Source organism: Pseudideonella sakaiensis (genome assembly GCF_048320135.1).
GTDB lineage: Bacteria > Pseudomonadota > Gammaproteobacteria > Burkholderiales > Burkholderiaceae_C > Ideonella_A > Ideonella_A sakaiensis_A.
In genome coordinates this window covers 1,981,887-2,002,627 of record NZ_CP182947.1, presented here as the reverse complement: position 1 = coordinate 2,002,627, position 20,741 = coordinate 1,981,887, and the positions used below count along the sequence as shown (strand labels likewise).

The 20,741-nt window shown below is 64.7% G+C and carries 21 protein-coding genes and 1 pseudogene; 7 read left to right on the top strand and 15 right to left on the bottom strand.

Translation table 11 applies throughout. The annotated features are described in order from the left end of the window. The first annotated feature begins 2 nt into the window (after positions 1-2). Positions 3-317, top strand: coding sequence for a CcdB family protein (locus ACNH6H_RS08885; protein WP_418317136.1), 315 nt, complete (start codon positions 3-5; stop codon positions 315-317). 338 nt (positions 318-655) lie between these two features. Here the strand turns inward: ACNH6H_RS08885 and ACNH6H_RS08880 are convergent, their stop codons facing one another. From ACNH6H_RS08880 to ACNH6H_RS08865, 4 genes are all read right to left on the bottom strand, one after another. Next, positions 656-1,558, bottom strand: coding sequence for a hypothetical protein (locus tag ACNH6H_RS08880; RefSeq protein WP_418317135.1), 903 nt, complete (start codon positions 1,556-1,558; stop codon positions 656-658). A 461-nt stretch (positions 1,559-2,019) separates the two neighbouring features. Continuing rightward, a complete protein-coding gene (locus tag ACNH6H_RS08875) occupies positions 2,020-3,216 on the bottom strand; it encodes an MFS transporter (RefSeq protein WP_418317134.1) in 1,197 nt (398 codons plus the stop codon). A gap of 95 nt (positions 3,217-3,311) precedes the next feature. Then, entirely contained in the window at positions 3,312-4,205 is an 894-nt protein-coding gene (locus ACNH6H_RS08870) for a hypothetical protein (RefSeq protein WP_418317133.1), read from the bottom strand. Between the two features lie 182 nt (positions 4,206-4,387). Further along, entirely contained in the window at positions 4,388-5,302 is a 915-nt protein-coding gene (locus ACNH6H_RS08865) for a hypothetical protein (protein WP_418317132.1), read from the bottom strand. Between the two features lie 353 nt (positions 5,303-5,655). On the opposite strand from ACNH6H_RS08865, the gene ACNH6H_RS08860 reads away from it, so the two are divergent. The 4 genes and pseudogenes from ACNH6H_RS08860 to ACNH6H_RS08845 all read left to right on the top strand — a co-directional run. Beyond that, positions 5,656-6,219: a GNAT family N-acetyltransferase gene (locus ACNH6H_RS08860; protein WP_418317131.1), complete on the top strand. Its 564-nt coding sequence runs from the start codon at positions 5,656-5,658 to the stop codon at positions 6,217-6,219. Positions 6,220-6,373: 154 nt separating this feature from the next. After that, entirely contained in the window at positions 6,374-7,612 is a 1,239-nt protein-coding gene (locus ACNH6H_RS08855) for a hypothetical protein (protein ID WP_418317130.1), read from the top strand. A gap of 447 nt (positions 7,613-8,059) precedes the next feature. Further along, positions 8,060-8,350, top strand: a complete 291-nt coding sequence (locus ACNH6H_RS08850) for a GNAT family N-acetyltransferase (RefSeq protein WP_418317129.1) — start codon at positions 8,060-8,062, stop codon at positions 8,348-8,350. A 746-nt stretch (positions 8,351-9,096) separates the two neighbouring features. After that, positions 9,097-9,162 (top strand): annotated as a pseudogene (locus ACNH6H_RS08845) (hypothetical protein); the annotation flags it as partial. A 381-nt stretch (positions 9,163-9,543) separates the two neighbouring features. Here the strand turns inward: ACNH6H_RS08845 and kefC are convergent. From kefC to ACNH6H_RS08815, 6 genes are all read right to left on the bottom strand, one after another. Further along, a complete protein-coding gene (kefC, locus tag ACNH6H_RS08840) occupies positions 9,544-11,355 on the bottom strand; it encodes a glutathione-regulated potassium-efflux system protein KefC (protein ID WP_418317128.1) in 1,812 nt (603 codons plus the stop codon). Continuing rightward, positions 11,342-11,878, bottom strand: coding sequence for an NAD(P)H-dependent oxidoreductase (locus ACNH6H_RS08835; protein ID WP_418317127.1), 537 nt, complete (start codon positions 11,876-11,878; stop codon positions 11,342-11,344). The genes kefC and ACNH6H_RS08835 overlap by 14 nt, the downstream gene beginning before the upstream one ends. After that, positions 11,875-13,710 (bottom strand): oligoendopeptidase F, encoded by a 1,836-nt coding sequence (gene pepF / locus ACNH6H_RS08830; RefSeq protein WP_418317126.1) that lies wholly within the window; start codon positions 13,708-13,710, stop codon positions 11,875-11,877. The genes ACNH6H_RS08835 and pepF overlap by 4 nt, the downstream gene beginning before the upstream one ends. A gap of 90 nt (positions 13,711-13,800) precedes the next feature. After that, complete coding sequence (locus ACNH6H_RS08825) at positions 13,801-14,010, bottom strand: hypothetical protein (protein WP_418317125.1); 210 nt, start codon at positions 14,008-14,010, stop codon at positions 13,801-13,803. 31 nt (positions 14,011-14,041) lie between these two features. Beyond that, positions 14,042-14,482, bottom strand: a complete 441-nt coding sequence (locus tag ACNH6H_RS08820) for a c-type cytochrome (protein ID WP_418317124.1) — start codon at positions 14,480-14,482, stop codon at positions 14,042-14,044. Then, positions 14,479-14,745 (bottom strand): hypothetical protein, encoded by a 267-nt coding sequence (locus ACNH6H_RS08815; RefSeq protein WP_418317123.1) that lies wholly within the window; start codon positions 14,743-14,745, stop codon positions 14,479-14,481. The genes ACNH6H_RS08820 and ACNH6H_RS08815 overlap by 4 nt, the downstream gene beginning before the upstream one ends. A 75-nt stretch (positions 14,746-14,820) precedes the next feature. Here ACNH6H_RS08815 and ACNH6H_RS08810 point away from each other — a divergent pair, with 75 nt between their 5' ends. Both ACNH6H_RS08810 and ACNH6H_RS08805 read left to right on the top strand, forming a co-directional pair. Continuing rightward, complete coding sequence (locus ACNH6H_RS08810; RefSeq protein WP_418317122.1) at positions 14,821-15,723, top strand: exodeoxyribonuclease III; 903 nt, start codon at positions 14,821-14,823, stop codon at positions 15,721-15,723. An 11-nt stretch (positions 15,724-15,734) separates the two neighbouring features. Continuing rightward, positions 15,735-16,661 carry a Ku protein gene (locus tag ACNH6H_RS08805; RefSeq protein ID WP_418317121.1) on the top strand — a complete coding sequence of 309 codons (927 nt, stop codon included), beginning with the start codon at positions 15,735-15,737 and terminating at the stop codon, positions 16,659-16,661. 18 nt (positions 16,662-16,679) lie between these two features. Here ACNH6H_RS08805 and ACNH6H_RS08800 read toward each other — a convergent pair whose 3' ends face one another. The 5 genes from ACNH6H_RS08800 to ACNH6H_RS08780 all read right to left on the bottom strand — a co-directional run bounded on the left by ACNH6H_RS08800 (position 16,680) and on the right by ACNH6H_RS08780 (position 20,608). Further along, positions 16,680-17,867, bottom strand: coding sequence for a hypothetical protein (locus ACNH6H_RS08800; RefSeq protein WP_418317120.1), 1,188 nt, complete (start codon positions 17,865-17,867; stop codon positions 16,680-16,682). 34 nt (positions 17,868-17,901) lie between these two features. After that, entirely contained in the window at positions 17,902-18,597 is a 696-nt protein-coding gene (locus ACNH6H_RS08795; RefSeq protein ID WP_418317119.1) for an ArsR/SmtB family transcription factor, read from the bottom strand. After that, complete coding sequence (locus ACNH6H_RS08790) at positions 18,594-18,947, bottom strand: antibiotic biosynthesis monooxygenase family protein (RefSeq protein ID WP_418317118.1); 354 nt, start codon at positions 18,945-18,947, stop codon at positions 18,594-18,596. Before ACNH6H_RS08790 ends, ACNH6H_RS08795 begins: the two co-directional genes overlap by 4 nt. Continuing rightward, positions 18,944-19,282: an NIPSNAP family protein gene (locus tag ACNH6H_RS08785; RefSeq protein ID WP_418317117.1), complete on the bottom strand. Its 339-nt coding sequence runs from the start codon at positions 19,280-19,282 to the stop codon at positions 18,944-18,946. Before ACNH6H_RS08785 ends, ACNH6H_RS08790 begins: the two co-directional genes overlap by 4 nt. A gap of 117 nt (positions 19,283-19,399) precedes the next feature. Then, positions 19,400-20,608 carry a lipase family protein gene (locus ACNH6H_RS08780; RefSeq protein WP_418317116.1) on the bottom strand — a complete coding sequence of 403 codons (1,209 nt, stop codon included), beginning with the start codon at positions 20,606-20,608 and terminating at the stop codon, positions 19,400-19,402. Between the last annotated feature and the right edge of the window lie 133 nt (positions 20,609-20,741).

Genomic DNA, 20,741 nt, shown 5'->3' with positions numbered 1-20,741 from the left:
TGATGGCCCAGTACGACGTTTTCATCAACCCGAGCAGCAGCGCCGCCGACGGTATCCCCTTCGTTGTCGTGATCCAGAGCGACCTGCTCGATGCGCTGGCGACTCGCTTGACGATGCCGCTTGCCGTGCTCGATGCCGCGACCAAGGTGCCGACTGCACTGTGTCCAGTCGTGATGGTCAATGGGCAGCGTCTGCACGCGCTGGCGCACTTCACGGCAGCCTTGCCGGCGAAGGCCTTGAAGAGTCCGGTGGACAACGTGGCCGCGCAATCAAGCGCATTGGCATCAGCCTTGGACACGGTACTGTCGGGAATCTAGCGCCCGGCCATCGCTTCCGGAATGGGCGAGGGCAATGAGCCGGAGCTCTTCGACCATTTTTGCGAGCGCAAGCAGTGGCGCCCGAAAGCGGAGCCCGCATGGCGGCAAGTCACAGCGGCACGTGCCCGGCAGCCAATCGTGGGGGCGCAGCGATGCGATGGACGGCCGTTTCGGCGCCGCCATCTTGCCGCTGATCGCGCGGCGCCTTTCGAAGATGCTGCCCAGACCGCACTGGAAGTCATGCTGCCGGCGCCGGCAGCTGCTCGCGCGCGAACGCAATCCAGTCAGCCGATATGGCGTCGAGCTTGTTGCTGATGTTGGCGCCGCCGATGCGCAATCTAGTAGAGGGCCGCCTCGTTCATCGGATTGATTTTTTTCACGACGATGTTCCCCGTATTCTTTGCCGTCGAGCCGCCATACTTCGCATTGGCGTTCAGGATATTGCACAATTCAACGAAGTTGAATTGTCCATATGCTGTGTTTCCCACGATGTAATTGAGCGGCGGCAATCCCGGCGAGCTGTCGGTGTTGTTGCACGCCGCCGCAATTCCGTTGCCAAGTGATACGCCCCAGTGACAGGTCGTCGGATCGTTGGTCCGGTGAATGTTCCAGACATACCCCTCGGGGATTGCGCCCCAGTCAGACTCCTTGACGGTGACGCCCTGCCCAAGCTGCTGGTTTGCGGTGTTGCCATCGATCTTCAGCCCCTCGCGGGCATACCAGCGCTTCGAGACCATCCCCGCCGCAAACAGCCATGCCGAGACGCCGTGATAACACACCGGCGCCTTGCTCACATTGTCATCGGCTATCTGACGGTGGACGGCGTCGACCACACCTTCGACCTTTTTTACCCGCTTGGCGGCATCGGCTACGTCGGCAAGATGACGTATCGGCTTTTTCAGATAAAGGCGGATATCCGCCTGTATCAAAGCCTCTGTCTTGCCCTTGCAGGCGAGGCGCGTCGCATCGAGTACGTCATTGTCGCAATAGTTGAACTGTGCATGAGGCGGTCGAAAGTAGGCCATCTGGCATAACATCAATCCTCGCAGCGCCATATTCTTATCATTGGACGAGAAATGAAAGCCATGTCCCTTCAATGAGAGCTCGGCGCCGGCCAAATCCTTGGTAACACCTGGCTGCGCCGTGATTTTCTGTTGAACCTCGGCAGCAAGGCCGGCATCAATCTTGTCCTTTATATATTTCACCGCCTCGTCGAAGCGTTCCTGGTTGGTCCGTGCCATCGCATCCTCCCGAATATGACGCGCCAAGCGATAGCCTGCAGGCACATTATCGAAACTCGTACTGCATGCAGACGGCAGTCAAGCTCGAGAAAATTTCTGCGGATACCGCTACGGTGGTTTGACCCACAACACCTTCCAAAGGGCCCGCTGGATGTTCTCACTGTTCACTGCCCCGATCAAGCATCGCTTCAGACAGGGCATGCCATCTCGCAAATGGTGCGCCGGCCTCTGCGGATCAGTTCACGCCCCCGCCACCGTCCCCGGCTCAACCAGCGCCCGCCGCCGCAACGTCAGCAGCAAACCCCCGACGATCGCCAGGTTCAGCAGCCCTGCCATTGCGGCATTCGCGTAGGTCACGGTGTAGCCGCCTGTCGTGTCGTAGAACAGGCCGCCCTGGAAACCGCCAAGCCCGTGGGCGTGGCACGCCGAGCCGCGCCCTCTGGCGCCGGCGCCCCGGACCGTCAACGCACTGCTGCCTCACCGACGGCCTGCATGCCTGCAGGCTGCTGCGGTGGCAACTCACGCAGATGGCGCGCGCGCAGCATAACGACAACGAGTACCGGCAGCGCCGCTGCGGCGAGGAACATCGTTCGCGCCCCGGCGGCGTCGGACAGCGCTCCGGCCACGGCAGACCCGAGCACGCTGCCCGACGCCGTCGCGAGCAGCGCGGCCGTCAGGCTGAGCGACGGCAGCGACGGAAACAGCTTCTCGGACCAGAGTGCCAGCAGCGCACTCGTCATCATGATGCTGAGGCCTTGCAGCGCCGACGATCCGATCAGCCCGGCCCAGCTGCCGGGCAGAAGCGCCACCAGCGCCACCGACGCCGCAGCGGCGAGCATCAGCAGGCGCACCAGCCATACGATGCCGATCGCCTCTTTTGCACGGCCGGTCAGCAGCCCTGCCAGCCCGAAAACGCCGACGCAGATGAAGACGAGCGCGGGCAGATAGTCGCTCGGCACGCCCGGTAGTTCAGCATTGCTGCGCAGATGGTCCGGCGCAAACGAGATGAACACCGCCGACGTCGTTCCGTAGACGAATGCGGTGACGAACAGCGGCATCGCCTCGGCACGCAGCACATCGCGCCAACGCGTTGCCGATGCGGCACCGGCCGCCTTGCCGACGCCGCGCAACGCGGCCCAGTTGGCAAGCAGCGCGGCGGCGCTTGCCAATGCAAAAAGCGCCCAGCACAGCCGCCACGAGACGCCGGACACGGCCATGCCTAGCGCAGCGACGCCGGCTGCCGCGATGCCGATGGCGGTGCCGCTGCTGATCTCCGACAGCGCTGCCGGCCGGTCGACATCGCGGATCTTGCGGTGCACCGCGTCGTTGAACGGCGTCCACGCAAAGCCGGCGCTCGATGCGGCGAGGAAGACGCCGAGCGCCAGCACCGGCAGGTTCGGCGCCGCCGCGACGATCGCGAGGCCGGTGGTCGCCGCGGCCAGCCCGGCCAGCACCGGCAGCCGCGGCCCGCGGTGGTTGAGCAGAAACTGCGCAATCAGCAACCCGACCAGCAGGCCGAAAAAGCCGAGGCTCGACACGTAGCCGACGGCCGGGGTCGACATCTCGAACGACGACTTGAATTCAGGGACGAACAGGCCGAAGCCCATCCGCGCCGGCCCGAAACTGATGGCGGTGGCGGCGAATCCGGCCGCTGACAAGGTGTGGAATCTGTTGATAGGGCGGTCCTCCAAAACCCGATGGAGGCGATGCGGCGGTCACAGTTCCTCAATGAAGGTGGCTGTCGCCCTCGGAGTCAGTTCCTCATCCGCTGGATGTCGCGCAGCTTCGCAACCGCGAAGGCGCTGCGGTCCTCCTCCTCCAGCTGCCTGGGGTGCTTCGAGATCGCGCCCATCCAGTGCTGCAGGCGCGCCTGCCCCCGGTCGGGGGCGGGCGCAGCAAGCACGGCCTCGATCGCGAGCTGATAGCGCATGGTATTGCGTTCAAGCGCGCCGCGCATGCCGCCGACCGGCTTGGAGCCCTCGGTGCTGAAGCCGATCTTGTCGCGCCCCGATGTGGCCAGGTAGGCCTGCATCGCGATCCTGGCGAGGGTGCCGTAGCCATAGCTGTAGGCAAAGTGCATCGCCGTGCGGCCGTCGTCGAGCGGCGCGGCCTCGAGCGCCATGTCGTAGTCTTGCGTGCCCACCGGGCCTTCGGCAGCGGTCAACCGCACGTTCAGGTAGTCGGGCGAGGCAGAGACCAGCCGATAGTCGAAGCGCATGACCTGCGCATCTTCGATGGGCGCGTCGAACGACCTTCCGATGTGCACCACCAGCTGCTGGCGGGAGCCGTTCCCCTCGGCCCGGCACGACTTGACCGTGGGCTGAAGGATCAGCACGTCGCACCAGCCCGCAGCGCGGGAAAGCGTGGACTTCACGCGCTCGTAGGGAGATTCCATCAGCGCATCGACGTCGCCCCGCAACTTGCCGTCGGCTTCCGACGAGGTGAGCAGCAGGGGGCGCTTGAACGGGCTGGCGCTGAACTGTGGGGTCAGGCTGGCCTGGCGCGCACGCAGTGCCGCGCCTGCATCGGCCTGCGCCTGGGCTGCATGGGGCATCGCGAGCGCAAGCGACAAGGCGGCGGCAGCCACGACCAGTGCGAGAGGGGCGAACGACAGGCGCGTTCGGGTAGTGAAGTGAACAGGGCTCATATCTCGGACGTGGAACGGCAAGCGGCGGGCAGGGCAGGCGGGGCGCCCCGCCATCGGCCCGCAGAGACAGCGAACTGGGGACGCGAGCGCGCCCACATAGGCTACCCGAATCACCCGAAGGGCATTCCCTGCGGCAAGAACGGCCGACGGCCGCGCCTTCCGGCCGGGCCCGCATCCTTGCGTCACTCCCAGGCGGTATCGAAATACTTGTCCACCTGCAGCCCCACCATCGCCTTCAGTTTCGAAGGGTAGGTGATCTTCGATGAGATCACGTGGAAGCCCATCGAGCCTGCCCACGGGTCGATGATGACAACGTCGTCGTTCCAGAAGTCGAAGCTGACGATGGTGCCCTTCGGCTTCCCGGCGCTCGGTTCGACATCGCTTGCATGGGCTGCACGATTGACCAGGCACAGGCAGTGCTTCGGTCCTGACACGAACTCGATGCGAGGCCCTGTGGCCATCAACGGGCCGTCCTTGAGCAGCAGGTGCACTGCCGCCGCGGCGAACGTGGTGCAAACCCCGCCCTTGGCCGCCAGCACGCCCTCGGCCATTTCCTTCAACTGCCCCTTGCTGCACCTGGAAGTGACCGGCGCGCTGGCCTTTGCAATGCTGCCCGCGAGCGCAGGGTCCTGCAGGATGGCCCATGACCGGTTCTTGATGTCCGTCAGTCGCCCAGCAGGGGCCGTATCGCTGAACGAGGTGACGTTCAGCGCCCCGAATCGCACCATCGAGTTCAGCAGGCTCGTCGTTTGCTCGGAGGCTGGCAACAGATCGCGAATCCCTCCCGGCACGGCTGGCAGTGGCACCGGGAAGCGCCGGTCGATCTCGTAGGCCAGGCTGACGAGCAATGGCTTGATGGGCCTGATCTTGCTGTAGCCGCGCTGGATCAGGCCACGCAGCGCGCCATCGAGTGCGCGCGAACGGCCTCCTTCACGGTGGCAGGCCTCGAGGGCGGCGTCCAGTGACGGGATCACGCCGCCGATGCTTCCCGCTTTCGACTCGGTGAACCAGGGAACAAAGTCCGTGAGGTCGGTCGTCTGATCGAGAAGCTTCGCCTGTTGCCAGAACCAGCCGCGAAGGGTGATCGGCGACGACATCTTGGCGTATGGGTCGGGTATCAATTCGGGGCTCCTCGCAGGATGGGGAGGCGCGGCGCCGGGGCGCTGGCATCGGCCTCGAATCGCCGTGAACAGTTGTGTCGGCTCCTGGCGACGAGCAACCCGATCAACGGCGATGGCGCATCCATTAAGCGCCCCATCAACCATCGAGGCAAGCGCATACGGCCCTGCAAGGCAAGACATGGGGCATGGATCACGGAATCGCCGTGATTGCCGCGCGAGAGTGCCGCGCAGTCCGCAGCAGCAGCTGCTCGTCGAGTGCGGCCGCGGCTTCTTCGGGTCCCCCTTGATCAAGGGGTTGCGGTGGCCGGGCATGCCACCGACGATCCGCTGTGCCCGAGCTGATCGAAACCGAAACCGAGCGTCTGCGCCTGACCGCCTGGCACGAGCGGCACGTCGCGCCGTTTGCCGCGATGAATGCCGACCCGGAGGTGATGCGCTACTTCCCGGCCACGATGACCGAGCAGCAGACCCGCGACGCCGTCGAACGCCAGCGCGGGCAGTTTGCCGAACGCGGCTGGGGCTTCTGGGCCACGGAGCTGAAGCACACCGGCGAGTTCATCGGCTTCATCGGCCTGATGGTGCCGCGCCACCCTCTGCCCTGCATGCCTTGCGTCGAGATCGGCTGGCGCCTCGCGCGCCGCTACTGGGGCAACGGCTATGCAACCGAAGGCGCGAGGGCATCACTGGCCGTCGGCTTCGAGCAACTCGGTCTCGATGAAATCGTCTCGTTCACCGCACTCGACAACCGGCCGTCGCGAAGGGTGATGGAGCGGATCGGCATGCACGACACCGGCCGCGACTTCGATCATCCGGCGGTGCCGGAGGGGAGTGCGGTGCGAAGGCATTGTCTTTATGTGATTGGGAGGGAGGAGTGGAGGGGTGGGAGGCGCTGAACAGTGTGGCGCCGGCTCTGCGGGTCAGGTGGGACGTCAAAAGGTCCGTCAGAGATTGGTCGTAGTCGTCGATCGACGACCTTTAATGACTCCGGAGCCTCCGCAACCTCCCGGGGGCTACGATCACAGGTTCATCGCCGTCTCTGAGCACACGATGCAGCGAATCGTCTTCTACTCATGGCAATCAGATCTGCCTGCAGCTGGCAACCGTAATCTCATTCAAGAGAGTCTTGAGCGCGCGATTCGGGCATTAGGCCGCGACCGAGATGCCGGGATACAAGCAGTGCTTGACCGTGACACTGCCAACCTCGCCGGGTCTCCTGACATCGCAAGTAGCATCTTGGCAAAAATCGCGGTGAGTGATGTCTTCATTGCCGACGTGAGCATCTTGAACGCTGGCGCAGCTCGTCCGAGTCCGAACCCGAACGTCCTAGTAGAACTAGGCTATGCAGTCGCGGAGCTCGGATGGGAGAACACCATCCTTGTACAAAACGGCGCCTACGGCGGACCTGAGTTGTTACCGTTTGACCTCCGGGGTCGCCGAACGGTTGTGTATCACAAGGCTGAGACGGGCGACCGGGCTGAGGCGCGTGCCTTGTTGCAAGGTCGGCTTGAAACGGCCCTCCGCAGCGCACTCACTACCGATGAGGTGGGCAACCTTCCCTCTGGAGCTAGTGCGCCGATCTGGTGGGGGCGTTGGGCATCACGATGGAACGAAGCGGCTGGCGGAAATTTGTTAATTAGAGAGGTTGGCCCGCGTGGATTCCTCTTCGATCTCACTGTGTTCAACGGCGCGCACCTAGGGCACATAACTTCTTATGCGAGGCTTCTCTCACACGACCTAGCCTACGCCAGAGTGGCGAACGGCCCAGGCGAAACGGCTGGTGAACTCGTCTTCCGGCGCAAGCACAGTGAGGCTGGACGGTCGATTGAGATCGAGGAGACGGGTCGCTGCCACTACTGGGGCGGCATGCGAGCTCATTTCGGCGGGCGCTATACCCATGAGTCGGAGCCCTGGTTCGAGCGCGGTCTAATGAACGAGTTGGAACTGGCGCGCCTCTACCAACTTGTCGGCGAGCACATGAATGCTATGCGGGCATGCACATCCGATATTGGCTTGGGCGAAAGCGCCGATGGGGACAGGATCACAGTTGTTTGGGGCGGTGTGGCAGGCCTTTACACCCAAATGGAAAGCGTTGTCATGTTCGATCAGTCTGGGCAAATGTGGGCCGCGTACATAGATTCAAAGGCGGACTGCGTACGTTACTTCACCAATGTTCCAGATGCCCGCGACACATTGCCCGCAACGGTCGAAAAGTGGCGTAAGAATTTTGTCAACATGCCCGTGCGATATTGCGACCCTGTGCGAGTAGTGCCAGTATCGCAGCCGTAATTACAGAACGTTGACCGACGCTCCCTCATGAGAACACCTCAAAGCATCATCAGGTGCCGCTTTGCGGCTCGAGTCGCCTTTTGCAGGCAATGCGTGACCGACCGCCTGCTTTAATGCGGTGGCCGGACTCAACGCCACCCCTCCCCCTTCCTCCTCGCCTCCCGCATCTCCCGATTCCGCCGTAGGTTCTCGTCCAACTGCCCTTGCCCGCTCTCTTCCAGTGCGACGGTTTTCGCCTCGTCGTGGCAGTGCAGTTCCTGCAGTCTGCGAGCTCGTGGCGCTTGAACAGGTCGGCCACTTCGCGCGCTTCGTAGTGTTCGACGCCGAGTGCCTCGAAGGCCTGGTGGCCTGCGCGCGCTTCAGCGCGCCGTCGCGAGACCGATCACGGTCCGAGCCACCCCATGATCAAGGGGTTGCGGTGGCCGGGCATGCCACCGACGATCCGCTGTGCCCGAGCTGATCGAAACCGACACCGAGCGTCTGCGCCTGACCATTTGGGACGAGCGGCACATCGCGCCATTCGCCGCGATGCATGCAGAACCGGAGGTGATGCGCTACTTCCCCGCGACGCTGACTGAGCGGCAGACCCGCGAAGCCATTGAGCCTATGCGCGGGCAGTTCGCCGGACGCGGCGGGAGTTTGTGGGTCGCTGAGTGTCAGCACTTGCGAATGCATCACCTCATTCCACGGCGACTGCCCGTCGCGGTAACTCAAGGAGCGAATGAAAATGGGCGATAACGGTCGGGCAGGCGAGTTATTGGTTCATTTTTACCTTCCGGGCGGTAGCCACGAAATCGACGCTTACTTGCTTAATCAGTGCGAGGCCGAGTTCTTGTCACTGTTGAAGGAGATCGGCCGGCAACTAGATATTTCGTTTGAAGTCGAGGTGCAAGCCTACGCCGAAGGCGGTTTTAGCATTTTGCTCAAGCTGATCAAGGCGCATGGAGTATCTCTCACTGTAGTCGGGGGGGTCATCGTAGGTATCTGCACAGCGATTGACTGGCACCTCTACAAGGCACCGCTCCAACAACAACAGATCGACAAAAATAAGTTCGAGCTCGAGCGCGACAGGCTCTTTGCCGCGCAACAGTACGAGCAAAACGAACTTAACCTCAAAAAAGCAAGAATTGAGCTGAAGAAGCTCGAACAAGAGGGATCGCAAGCGGCACCAACTATGCCGGCAACAGACGCCAGCCGGTCGCTCCCGCTTGAGCCCACCCCTAGGCCGGTGGATCTGATCCCCGTACTGATCGCCCAGCGACGAATTGTGCGTCATCGCTCGAAGTTCTATGAGCTACTTTTAACGTACGACAGAGTCTCCCAAGTCGGATTTGCGCCTGCGCATCACCCGCAGCCGGGCCAAGAAGTGATCGTTAAGCGCCCGCAGTTTGCCAACTATGTGGTTACCCTGGACGAGATTCCTTCCCATCATATGACCATGGAACCCTTGGAGATCGTTTCTCCGGTATTGCGGCGCGGCAACTACAAGTGGCGGGGTATTTTCGGTAAGAAGGTCATCTCCTTCAAAATTCTCGACGAATCGTTCCTGACTAGCGTCGCTAACCGCGAAATCAAGTTTCAAAGCGGCACTACGCTTATATGCGACATCGAAGTGCAGCCAAAAGAAGATGAGGCCGGGGAAATCGCATCAAACTCCTACGCCGTTGTCCGCGTGCATAAGCACTTTCACAAGGACTTGCCGACAATGGTTAGCGACCAACTCGAAGCGCCTTTGCCGGAGCTCAATTCAGAGCGGCTGGCTGACGGCACAGAGCAACTCGACCTAGAACTCCCCGATGAGGAATGATTTCGGTCTTCCTAAATCACGTCCGCTTCCGCTCTTCCGGCGGCTTCGAAGCACGAGGGCACTCAGGGCCGACCATCAATATTTCCGCTGCACCTACAGCCTACCCCGCAAGGCCGCGCAACCCTCAATGCCACCCCTCCGCCTTCCTCCTCGCCTCCCGCATCTCCCGATCCCGCCGCAGGTTCTCCTCCAGCTGCCTCTGCCCGCTTTTTTCCAGCGCAACGGTTTTCGCCTCGTCGTGGAAGTGCGGCCGCAGTTCCTGCAGCGCGGCGAGGTTGTGGCGCCTGAACAGGTCGGCCACTTCGCGGGCCTCGTAGGGTTCGACGCCGAGTGCTTCGAGGGCCTGGCGGCCGGTGCGCAGCGCTGATTCGAAGGTTTCGCGTTCGACCTTGTCGAGGCCGCGTTCAACGAGCTCGAACCAGTGGCGCACGTTGCGTGCGCAGGCGACGATCTTCAGGTGCGGGAATTCCTTCTGCAGCACGTCGACGACAGCCAGGCTGTCGGCGAGGCTGTCGACGGTGACGACCGCGAGTTTGGCTTTTGCGGCGCCGGCGGCCTCGAGCATGTCGATGCGCGTTGCGTCGCCGTAGAAGACCTTGAAGCCGAAGCGGCGCAGCATGTCGATCTGGTCCGGGTCGTGATCCAGCACGGTCGCGGTAATGCCCTGCGCGAAGAGCAGCCGGCCGACGATCTGGCCGTAGCGGCCGAAGCCGATGATGATCACCGAGGCGCCGTCGCTGTCGTCGATCTTGTCGTACTCGCGCGACTGCTTCGATGCGCGCCGCGCCGCCAGCTTCTCGTGCGCCAGCACCATCAGCGGCGTGATCGCCATCGAGATCGCGACCGCCGCGGTCAGCAGCGCCTCCCAGTCGCCCGGCAGCACGCGCGCCTGGCGCGCAACGCCGAAGATCACGAAGGCAAATTCGCCGGCCTGCGCGAGCAGCGCGGCAAACAGCCAGCGCTGCTGCTTGGCCACATCGAGCACCGGTGCGATCAGCGCCAGCAGCAGCGCCTTGATCGTGACCAGGCCGACGACGAGGATCGCGAGCATCTGCGGCTGCGCGAAGACGAGGCCGAAGTCGATCGACATGCCGACCGCGATGAAGAACAGGCCGAGCAGCAGGCCCTTGAACGGCGCGATGTCGGTTTCCAGCGCATGGCGGTATTCGGAGCTGGCGAGCAGCACGCCGGCAAGAAACGCGCCGAGCGCCATCGACAGCCCGGCCAGCGACATCAGCTGCGCGATGCCGATCACCAGCAGCAGCGCGAAGGCGGTGAAGATCTCGCGCACCCGCGACAGCGCGATCAGCCGCATGAGCCGCGGCGTGATCAGCACGCCGATCACGATCACCGCGGCGATCGCGCCGATCACCTTGCCCGCGCCGACCCAGAGCGGCTCGCCGCTGTCTTCGACGACGCCGAGCAGCGGAATCAGCGCGATCAGCGGGATCGCCGCGATATCCTGGAACAGCAGCACCGAGAAGCCGCTGCGGCCGACCGGCGCGGCGAGCAAATTGCGCTCGGCCATCGTCTGCACCGCAATCGCCGTCGACGACAGCGCCAGCGCCATGCCGGCGGCAATCGCGCCCTGCCACGGCAGGCCGAGGTAATACAACGCGCCGCTGAGCGCCGCGCCGCAGGTCAGCATCTGCAGCCCGCCGCCGCCGAAGACCGGCCGGCGCATCGACCACAGCCGTTTCGGGTCGAGCTCGAGCCCGATCAGGAACAGCATCAGCACGACGCCGAATTCGGAGAAGTGCAATATCGATTCGACGTCGGAGATGAAGGCCAGCCCCCACGGCCCGATCGCGCAGCCGGCGATCAGGTAGCCGAGCACCGAGCCGAGCCCGAGCCGGGTCGCGATCGGCACGCAGACGACGGCTGCGCCGAGGTAGATGACGGCGTCGCGCAGGATCGAGACTTCAGCTGCTGCCATGGTCTGCCAGCCAGGTAAGAAGGCGCTCGCGGTAGCGCTGGCCCTGTTCGGCGAGCGCCGCGTCGCCGATCTTGTGGGCGCCGTGAACGGTGAACGGTTCGAGCCAGTTCATCGCGCAAAAGCGCGCCGTCTGCTCGACCGCCGGCGTGAATGCCGCGAACGGGTGCGCATGTTTGCCACTCATCGAATAGGCCGCTTCGGCCGCGCCGGTGGTCGTCACCCACAGGCAGTCCTTGCCGGCCAGCGCGGTCGTGTCGCCATAGGCCCAGTCGCGCACCAGCACCGATTCGAACCACAGCTTCAGCAACGATGGCACGCTGTACCAGTAGATCGGGTGCTGCCAGACGACGAGCCGCGCCTGCTCGAGCAGCGCCTGCTCGGCCGGCACGTCGATGGCGAAATCCGGATACTGGTGGTACAGCGAATGCACCTTCACCTCGGGCACATCGCTCACCGCATCGAGCAGCACGCGGTTCGCCTCGGAGTGGCCGGGGTGCGGGTGGGCGTAGACGATCAGGATCATGCGCGGCGGCGGTGTTGCTCGCAGCGCTCGGCGTTAAACGACTGTTCCAGCTCGTCGATCAGCCGCCCGACATGGGCCACCGCATCGTGGATCGGCTGCGGCGAGTACATGTCGATGCCGGCCAGCTGCATCAGCTCGAGCGGCCGGCGCGTGCCGCCGGCTTCCAGCACCTGCAGCCAGCGCTTCACCGCCGGCTCGCCTTCGTCGGCGATGCGCAGCGACATCGCCGTCGATGCGACCAGGCCGACCGAATAGGTATACGGGTACAGCCCCATGTAGTAGTGCGGCTGGCGCATCCAGGTCATCCGCGCGCCGTCGTCGACTTCGAGCGTGTCGCCCCAGAAGTTTGCGAGGATGCGGCCCTTGGTGTCGTTCAGCAGCGCCGCGGTGATCGCGCCGCCTTTTTCGGCGACCGCATAGACCTGCCGCTGCAGTTCGGCCTCCAGCAGGTGGGTGACGAAATTGTGGTGGTAGGTGCCGAGCACCTGCATGATGACCGAGCGGCGCAGCCGCGGCTCGCGGTTGCCGGCCAGCAGGTGCTGCGCGAGCAGCATCTCGTTCATCGTCGACGGCGCCTCGACGAAGGGCATCGCCGGGCGCATGTCGACGAAACGCTGCTTGCGCATCGCGAGGCCGAAGTGGCCGCCATGGCCGAGTTCGTGCGTCAGCGTGAACACGTTGCGCATCGTGTTCGACCAGGTCATCAGAATGTACGGGTGCACGCCATACGGCGATGCGCAGAACGCGCCGGACGACTTGCCGATGTTGTCGGCGCGGTCGACCCAGCGCTGCTCGAGCGTCTGGCGGGCGAAGCCGACATACTCCGGCCCCATCACCGCCAGCGAATCGAGGATCAGCGCGCAGCCTTCCTCGTATGAAACGGCAGGGTTGAACTCGGCATCGAGCGGCGCCTTCAGGTCGCAGTAGAGCAGCTTGTCGAGCCCGAGCACGCGTTGCCGCAGCCGCGCGTAGCGCTGCATGTGCGGCGCCAGCTCGGCCTGGATGATCTCGACGATGTTGCTGTAGACGGCGCGCGGAACCTGGTGCGGCTGCAGCAGGTAGGCCTCGGTGCTCGGGTAGCCGCGCAGCCGTGCGATCGCGACATTCTTGTTGACCTCGGTCGCGAAGGTGCCCGACCAGGTCTGGTTGTAGGCCTTCAGCCCGGCGCTGAACGATGCCCAGGCATTGCGGCGCACGACCGGGTCGCTGTGCGTCTCGAAATCGGATTCGAAGCCGTTGATCGAATTGGCGTGAAGCTTGTTGTCCGAATCGGTGAACGGCTCGAAAAACACGTCGCCGAATTTCGAACGGTTGTAGATCATGTACGGTGCTTCGAGCACCTCGCCGAGCGCGGCCAGCACGCGTTCGGTTTCGGCGCCGAGGCGGTGCGGGCGCTGCTCGAGCAGGTCGTTCAAATAGATCCGGAATCCGGCCAGCCCGGGCTCGGCGGCGATGAAGCGTTCGAGCTGGCCGTCCGGCAGCTCGAGGATTTCCGAATCGACGACGCTGGCGCTTGCCTCGACCCGCGCCTGCAACGCCGCGACACGGGCGACGCCGGCCTGCGACTGCGGGTTGCTGCCGTCCTGCGCATGGCGCAGCCGCGCGAAGGTGCCGACGCGCACCATCCGCTGCAGCAGCTGTTCGACGGCATTCAGGCAGGCGAGCAGCGTCGCGGCATCGTTGCCGAGCTGGCCGCGGTAGCCGTCGAGCTGCTGGCGCGCGGTTTCGACCGCCTCGCATTCGGCCTCCCAGGCCGGCTGGTCGACAAACAGGTCGCCGAGATCCCAGGTGGTCTCGACGGGGACTTCACTGCGCGCGAGGCGTTGCTTCATGGTTTGTTGACTTTCCGAATCGCGTCCGATGGACGAGCGTGACGTGTCCAGTATCGCCGACGGTTTGTCGGCCCGAGAGCGCGCGCGCCGTCAGCCGGGTGGTTCGCTGCGCAGCAGCTGCCAGGCGGCGAGCAGGCCGAAGCCGACATTCATCAGTGCGACGAGTGCGAGCACCAGTTTCGCGCCATCGGTCAGCGGCAACGTGCGCAGCGCCCACGCGCACAGCGATGACAGCACATTGAAGACGATCATCAGCCAGAACATGCCGCTGCGCGGCTGCCAGAGGCGGCGCCACTTCATGATGCGGTGTCCGGTGGGTTGATGGTGTTGCTCATTGGCGCTGCTGCAGCATCTCGGCGCGCTGCTGCCGGATCTCCGCCGGCCACTGACTCTCGATCCAGGCCAGCACGTTGTCGATCTGCTTGTCGCTGAGCTTGCCGGCATAGGCCGGCATGTCGGAGACGTAGCCGGCCGGCGCATTCGGCGGCACCAGGCCATGCTTGACGATCGCGGCCAGTTGCTCGCGCGGGTGATGCCAGGTATGGCCGCTCGCATCGTGCGGCGGTGCCGGCATCTTGCCGTCGGCCCTGCGGGTCCGCCAGTCCGGCTGGCCTTCGAGTTTGGCGCCGTGGCACGACGCGCATTCGGCCTTGTAGATCGCCTCGCCTTCCATCAGCGCGAACGGGTCGTGTTCGTTCTTGTCGCTGCACCCGGCACCGCCGATTGCAAACAGCACCAGCGCGGCAAGCGTGAGTGGCCGCCATCGAGTCATCGCTTGCCTTTGCGCTGCGACTGCCGGGCCGCATTGTTGGCGGCAGCCTGGTGCGCCGCTTCGGCGGCCGCGGCGCGTTTGGCTTTCGTCTCGATCACCAATCGGACCGCGCCAAACACATTGACCGCAGCGACCAGCAGCGCCGGCCACAGCGGCAGTTCCTGGCCGGTTTTCCAGCCCCAGTACAACAGGCCGACGAGCGCGAGGCCGCCGACGACCAGCGTCATCGAGCCGAAGCTCAACACGCCTTTTTTCATGTCCACCACCGCTGCCGCCTCCTGTCATTGCCGCGCCGCCAGCGCTTGCCTGGCGGCTCGCCGCGCAGCCTATCACGGGCCGTGGCGGCGCCCGGCGGCTGGCGCGCCACGCCGTTCCTGCGGCAGATCGCGACGTTGTCCGACAGTCGCCTGCCGGGCGGCGCGCGACGATCGATGCTTCTGCAGGAGCATGCCAACGTGCGGGTCGCGACCTGGAACATCAACAACATCGTCCGCCGGCTCGACCTGCTGCTCGACTGGCTGGCGCGGACTCGCCCCGACGTCGTTGCACTGCAGGAGCTGAAGACGCCGACCGAGGCCTTCCCGACCGATGCCTTGCGAGCGGCGGGTTACCACGCGATGGTCGTTGGCCAGAAAACCTGGAACGGTGTTGCGCTGCTCAGCCGCACCGAACCGGTGGCGGTGCTGAGCAAGCTGCCCGGTGACCCGGCGGATCGCGACGCACGTTATCTCGAGGCGGCGATTGGCGGTGTGTTGTTCGGCTGCCTGTATCTGCCGAACGGCAACCCGCAGCCGGGGCCGAAATTCGACATCAAGCTGCGCTGGTTCGAGCGGATGCGCAAACGCGCCGACGCGCTGTGGCGCTCCGGCATACCGGTCGTGCTGCTCGGCGACTGGAACGTCGTGCCGACCGACAGCGACATCTATAAACCCGACAGCTGGCGCGGCGACGCGCTGCTGCAACCCGAACCGCGGGCGGCATTCGAATCGATCCTGCAGCAGGGCTGGACCGACGCGATCAAGGCGACGCATCCCGGCCAGGTGCCGTTCACCTTCTGGGACTACCGGCGCCGGCGCTGGGAACGCGACGCCGGGCTGCGCATCGACCACATCCTCGTCAGCGCAGGCATCAACGTGAAACGCGCCGGCGTCGACCGCGACGAACGCGGCCGGGAAGGTGCGAGCGACCACGCGCCGGTCTGGGCGGAGATCGCGGTCAAACGCAAGCGGGCAGCAAGCTAGGAGACACACCAGTGGCACGCAAGAAAAAATCAGCTTCGGCAACGCGCGCGATCTGGAAAGGCGCGATCTCGTTCGGCCTCGTCCATGTACCGGTGGCGCTGCATTCGGCGACGCAGGAGCAGGACATCGATTTCGACTGGCTCGACAAGCGGACGATGGACCGGGTCGGTTACCGGCGCATCAACAAGCGCACCGGCAAGGAGATCGACAAGGATCACATCGTGAAGGGCGTCAAGCTCGAAGACGACGACTATGTCGTGCTGTCGGACGACGAGATCAAGGCGGCCTACCCGAAGCGCACGCGGACGATCGCGATCGAGACCTTCACGAAGGCGACCGAGGTGTCTTTCTTCTATGCCGAGAAGCCGTATTACCTGGTGCCCGAGGAAAAGGCCGAGCGCGTCTATGTGCTGCTGCGCGAGGCGATGGGCAAGGCCGGCGTGATCGGCATCGCGCGTTTCGTGCTGCACAACAAGGAGCACCTGGCGGCACTGATTCCGGCCGGCCCGGCGCTGATGCTCGGCACGCTGCGCTGGGCCGACGAGCTGCGCTCGCCGGACGGCCTCGACCTGCCGAAGCAGGGCGCCTCCGCGGTCAGCCCGAAGCCGACCGAACTGCAGATGGCGCAGCAGCTGATCAAGCAGATGACGTCGCGCTGGGACCCGACGCAATACAAGGACGATTTCACCAGCGCGATCCGCGCGCTGATCGACAAGAAGGTCGAAGCCGGCGACAAGGCCACCGTCGAGCCACTCGAAGAGGCGCCGGACATCGGCAGCTCGAACGTGATCGACCTCAGCGACCTGCTGCGCCAGAGCCTGGGCTCGAAAGGCAAGGGCGCAAAAAGCAAGGCCGCGGCGCCGGCAAAGAAGGCGGCGAAGAAGACGGCGGCGAAGAAGTCGGCCGGGCGGGCTGCCGCGAAGAAAAAGGCTGCTTGATCGCCCCCGGTGCGGGTGCTACGAGAACTTGCCCTGCATCAGCCGCTCCCTCGACGACGCCGTTTTCCACTGCCAGGTCAGCGGGTTCCAGATCGTGCCGGCGTCGGTTTCGGTCAGGTCCGGCCGGTCTTCGAGGTCGACCTGGTTGGCTGAACGCAGGTATGAAAACGACGCGCTGCCCGTTCGCAGCGCGGCGTTGGCGCAGTCGGTGGCACTCGGCAAATACGCTTTCTCGGCCCATGGATTGACGACATACACCGCCTTCGGGCCGACGGCGCGTTCGTTCATCACGCGATTGATGACGCCAAGGCTGGTTTCGCCGATCAGGATCTCGCTGGTGTCGGACGCGGAAAAATACCAGGACCGTCCGCCCGGTGACTCGCGCGCCAGCAGCGGGGTCTTCTGCTGCACCGCCAGGCAGCGGTATTTGCCGGACAGGATCGCGCGGATGTCCTGCGTCAGCTTTGCCTCGGCCTCGGTCGAGCTGCCCGATTCGACAATGGCGGCAGCGAGCGGCTCGCCGCCCGTTGTGACATTGGCCAGCGAATCGAGCGCATAGGCCACGTTGTACGCCGCCGCGCCCGCCGACGGCACGTCGTCGACGCCGGCAATGGAGTCGGCGATGCGATCCGCGTCAGGCCCTGTGCCCGGGCCACCCAATGCCGTACCGGTGGCTTCGGAGGTGAAATTGGTCATGAAGTTGGCGATCGACGTGCTCGAGCCGGCCGGGTCGCTCAGGCCCGCGAGGTGCGCCTTCAAGGCGACGGTGGCAACGACGTTGACGACCTTTGCGGCCGTCAGCGCGCGCTTCATGTATTTGCCGAACTCGTGCGTGTAGAGGAAGTAGTAGGTCTCGATGAGCACCGCGCGGTCCGCCGGGTCGGACAGATGCACATAGCTGCCGGCCAACGGACCTTCCTGGATCCGGTAGTCATAACCTTTGCAGAAGAGAAAGATTTCTTTCTCGACCATCTTCCAGGTGTTCGTGAAGCTGCGAAGAACGATGCCGGCGTTCGATTTGTAGTTGGCCCGGATGCCGAGCTGGGCCAGGCGAATGGCACTCCCGGGCTGCTCCCCCAGTGTCTTGAACATTGCGTATCCCTCTTCCGTATCAGCCCGCAGGCCTCGGGTCGCCTTCGGATGCGGATCCAACCGATCGCGAAGGCAAGGGTGTCCGACCTTACGCTCCGCGACGGATGGTTTCAAGGGCGCTCGTCGATTCGGTGTGTTCCCAGCCAGGTCATCGGAGCGCGTCGGAACCCAGCCGCGGCAGCAGCTCCTGGCGTCCAGTCGGCGTGATCTCGACGGCGCGACCGGCGCTGCGGCGCAGCCATCCGGCTTGCGTGAAATGCTGGTAGATCTCGTCGGCCAGCTGGCCTGCGAGGTGGTCGCGTCGTTCGGACCAGTCGAGGCAGCGGTAGGCAAAGCGGCGGCGCCGGCTCGGCGGGCCGGGCGTCATGCCCAGCGCCTGCAGCCACTGCCGCCCGGCGTCGGTCAGCGCATAGCCGTCGGCGGTGGATGCCAGGCGCTCTTCGCGCTGCAGCGCATCGAACAGCCGGACTGCCAGTTGCCCCGCCAGGTGGCCGTAGCAGCAGCGCGCATAGCGCAGCCGCTTGCGCTCGGGATGGGCCCAGGCAAGGTCGTGCCCGTCGCGCTCGGCAACCAGCGCCAGCGCTTCCAGCGCATGCGCCACTTCGGGATCGGCGAGCCGGTAGTAGCGGTGGCGGCCCCTTGGCTCGCAAACGACGAACCGGGCATCGAGCAGCTTCGCCAGGTGGCCACTGGCGGTGGCCGCGGTGACCGACGCCGCCTTCGCCAGTTCACTGGCGCTTGCATATTCGCCCGACAGCAGATAGGCCAGCATCCGCGAACGTGCCGGGTCGGCCATCACGGCGGCGACCCGCGCGAGGCGGGGCTCGTGCGGCTGCGTGCTCATGCCGCCCGTTCGTGCGCTGATCGCGAGTCGGCAGGCGCCTGCTCGCGCTCGAACATGCCGTAGTCGCGCACGACGGTCGCAACCCGCAAGCGGTAGCCTGCGAGCATGCCGTCGCGGCCCTCGTGCTGCGCCTGGCGGTGCATCGCATGGCAGCGCCATTCGCGAACCGCGGCCTCGTCGCGCCAGAAGCTCAATGACAGGTAATGCCCCGGACGGGCAATGCTTTCGAAGCGCTCGACCGAAATGAAGCCGTCGATCGTTTCCAGATCGCCCTTCAATGCGGCGGCGATCTCGAAATAGCGCGACGCCGCAGCGTGCCCCGGTTCGACCTCGAAGATCACCGCGATCATGGCGCCACCGTCCGCGCCAGATTGCGGGTGCCGTCGACATCCTCGAGCCGGCTGCGCTCTTCGCGCAGGATGAATCGCTTGTCCTGCGCGAACTCGAAGTTGGCGCGGCCTTCGGCGTCGGTCTTCAGCGTCGCACGGTAGCGCTCGTAGGCTGCCATGTCGTCGAAGCCGATCAGCCCCCAGGCCACATCGTTGCTGCCCTCATGCGGCAGGAAGTAGCCGACCAGCGTGCCGCCGCAGCGCGGAATGATGCGGCCCCAGCTTTGCGCATAACGCTTGAACGCCTCACGCTGGAAGGGGTCGATCTGGTAGCGGATGAAACAGGTGATCGTCATCGGTTCGCCTCATGGTCGGTCGGTTCGAGACGCCAATGTGCAACAGAAACGGTGCGCGGTGCTTCGGTCTGGGCCGAAGTATGGCAATGCGGCCCATCGAGGCGGTCGGGCTGACGGTCAGATTCGAGCGGCGATCCGAAGCGCTGCGAGATCGGTGTGGCGCTTGACGAGTTCGAGGTCCGAGGCCTGCCGCTCGCGGCGGGGAGACCTTTGCGCAAGTGCAGCAAGCGCGTACAAGGCCATTGCCCGCGACAGCGACTGCGCATACCCGAACTCGCGCATGTGTGCGACTGTTCCCCTTGCGGCGCTGAAGGCGGCCGGTCCCAACAGCAGGGCGGCCGCCGCCGCTGTTGGCCAGGCCTGCTTCAAGCTGGCTGCAGCAAACGTCCAGCCGGGTGCGTTCACCGAGCCAAGCCACTGCGCCCAGAACGTTTCATCGCTGTGCCAATCTTCGCTGAGCGAAATCTGCGTACCGACATGCGCGTAGCCAATCTCGCTCGGCAGGACCACTGGGACGATGTCCGGGCCCGAGACGACCCGCCATATGCGTGCAGCCAGATCCTGCGACTCGCACCACGCCTGGAACGCCCGATTGCCAATTGCTGGCGCCCCGAAGGAAACAACGGCTTCGATCCTCTCGCCGCTGTCGTGCAATCGCCAGGCGGCCAGCTTGGCCATCGCACCTCCGAGGCTGTGGCCGGTCAGCAGCCATCCGGTCGATCGCTCTGGCAAGGACATCCGCCATGCCTCGATCGCTGGCCACAACAATTGAAGGTAGTCGAGAAATCCTGAATGGATCCGCAGCTCTGGCCGGTCGTTGTCGACAGGCTTGAACCAGACCATCAGGTCTTGCAGCCAGTCGCGGAGTGACGCGGGTTCGGTGCCGCGGAAAACGAGCACCGGGCGACCGTCGTAAACAAGCCCGATGGCTTCCGCCCCCAGCCTGTCGAACACGCGCACATGTGAAACGAAGGGATTTTTTCGCAGCCGGTGCGCGACCGAAGCCAAGGGATCGTAGACCTGGTCGGAGAGCGCGGCGAGTGTTTCTGCGGTCGCCAGCGGAAACTGCCCGTTGCAGTGGTCGGGCAGTAGCCGGGGAGGCCGACCGTCGAATGGTCGCAGTGTCCGGTAGGGTGGCTTGCCTTGGGGTAGGTCACGTTGACCGATGAATGCGAACGGCGCTGCGGCATCACTCGGCTGCAGGCGGCCTTCCAGCGCAAGTTGGGCCCGCGATCGGGTGCCTTGCAAGCGACGGCTGACGGCGGCGATCGAGTCGGCCGCAGGCCCGTCGAATGCGGTTTCCAGGAAGGCCAGGTATTCATCCATCGCCTCTGGCGTGAATGGGTACAGGTTCCAGGAAGGGCGCCTTGCGGCTGTGCTCGTGTCGGCACAGCGGGGAATCGTCTGCGGTCGCTTGACATGCATGGGTGCATCTCGCGTCTCGGGTGCCTGCCGCACC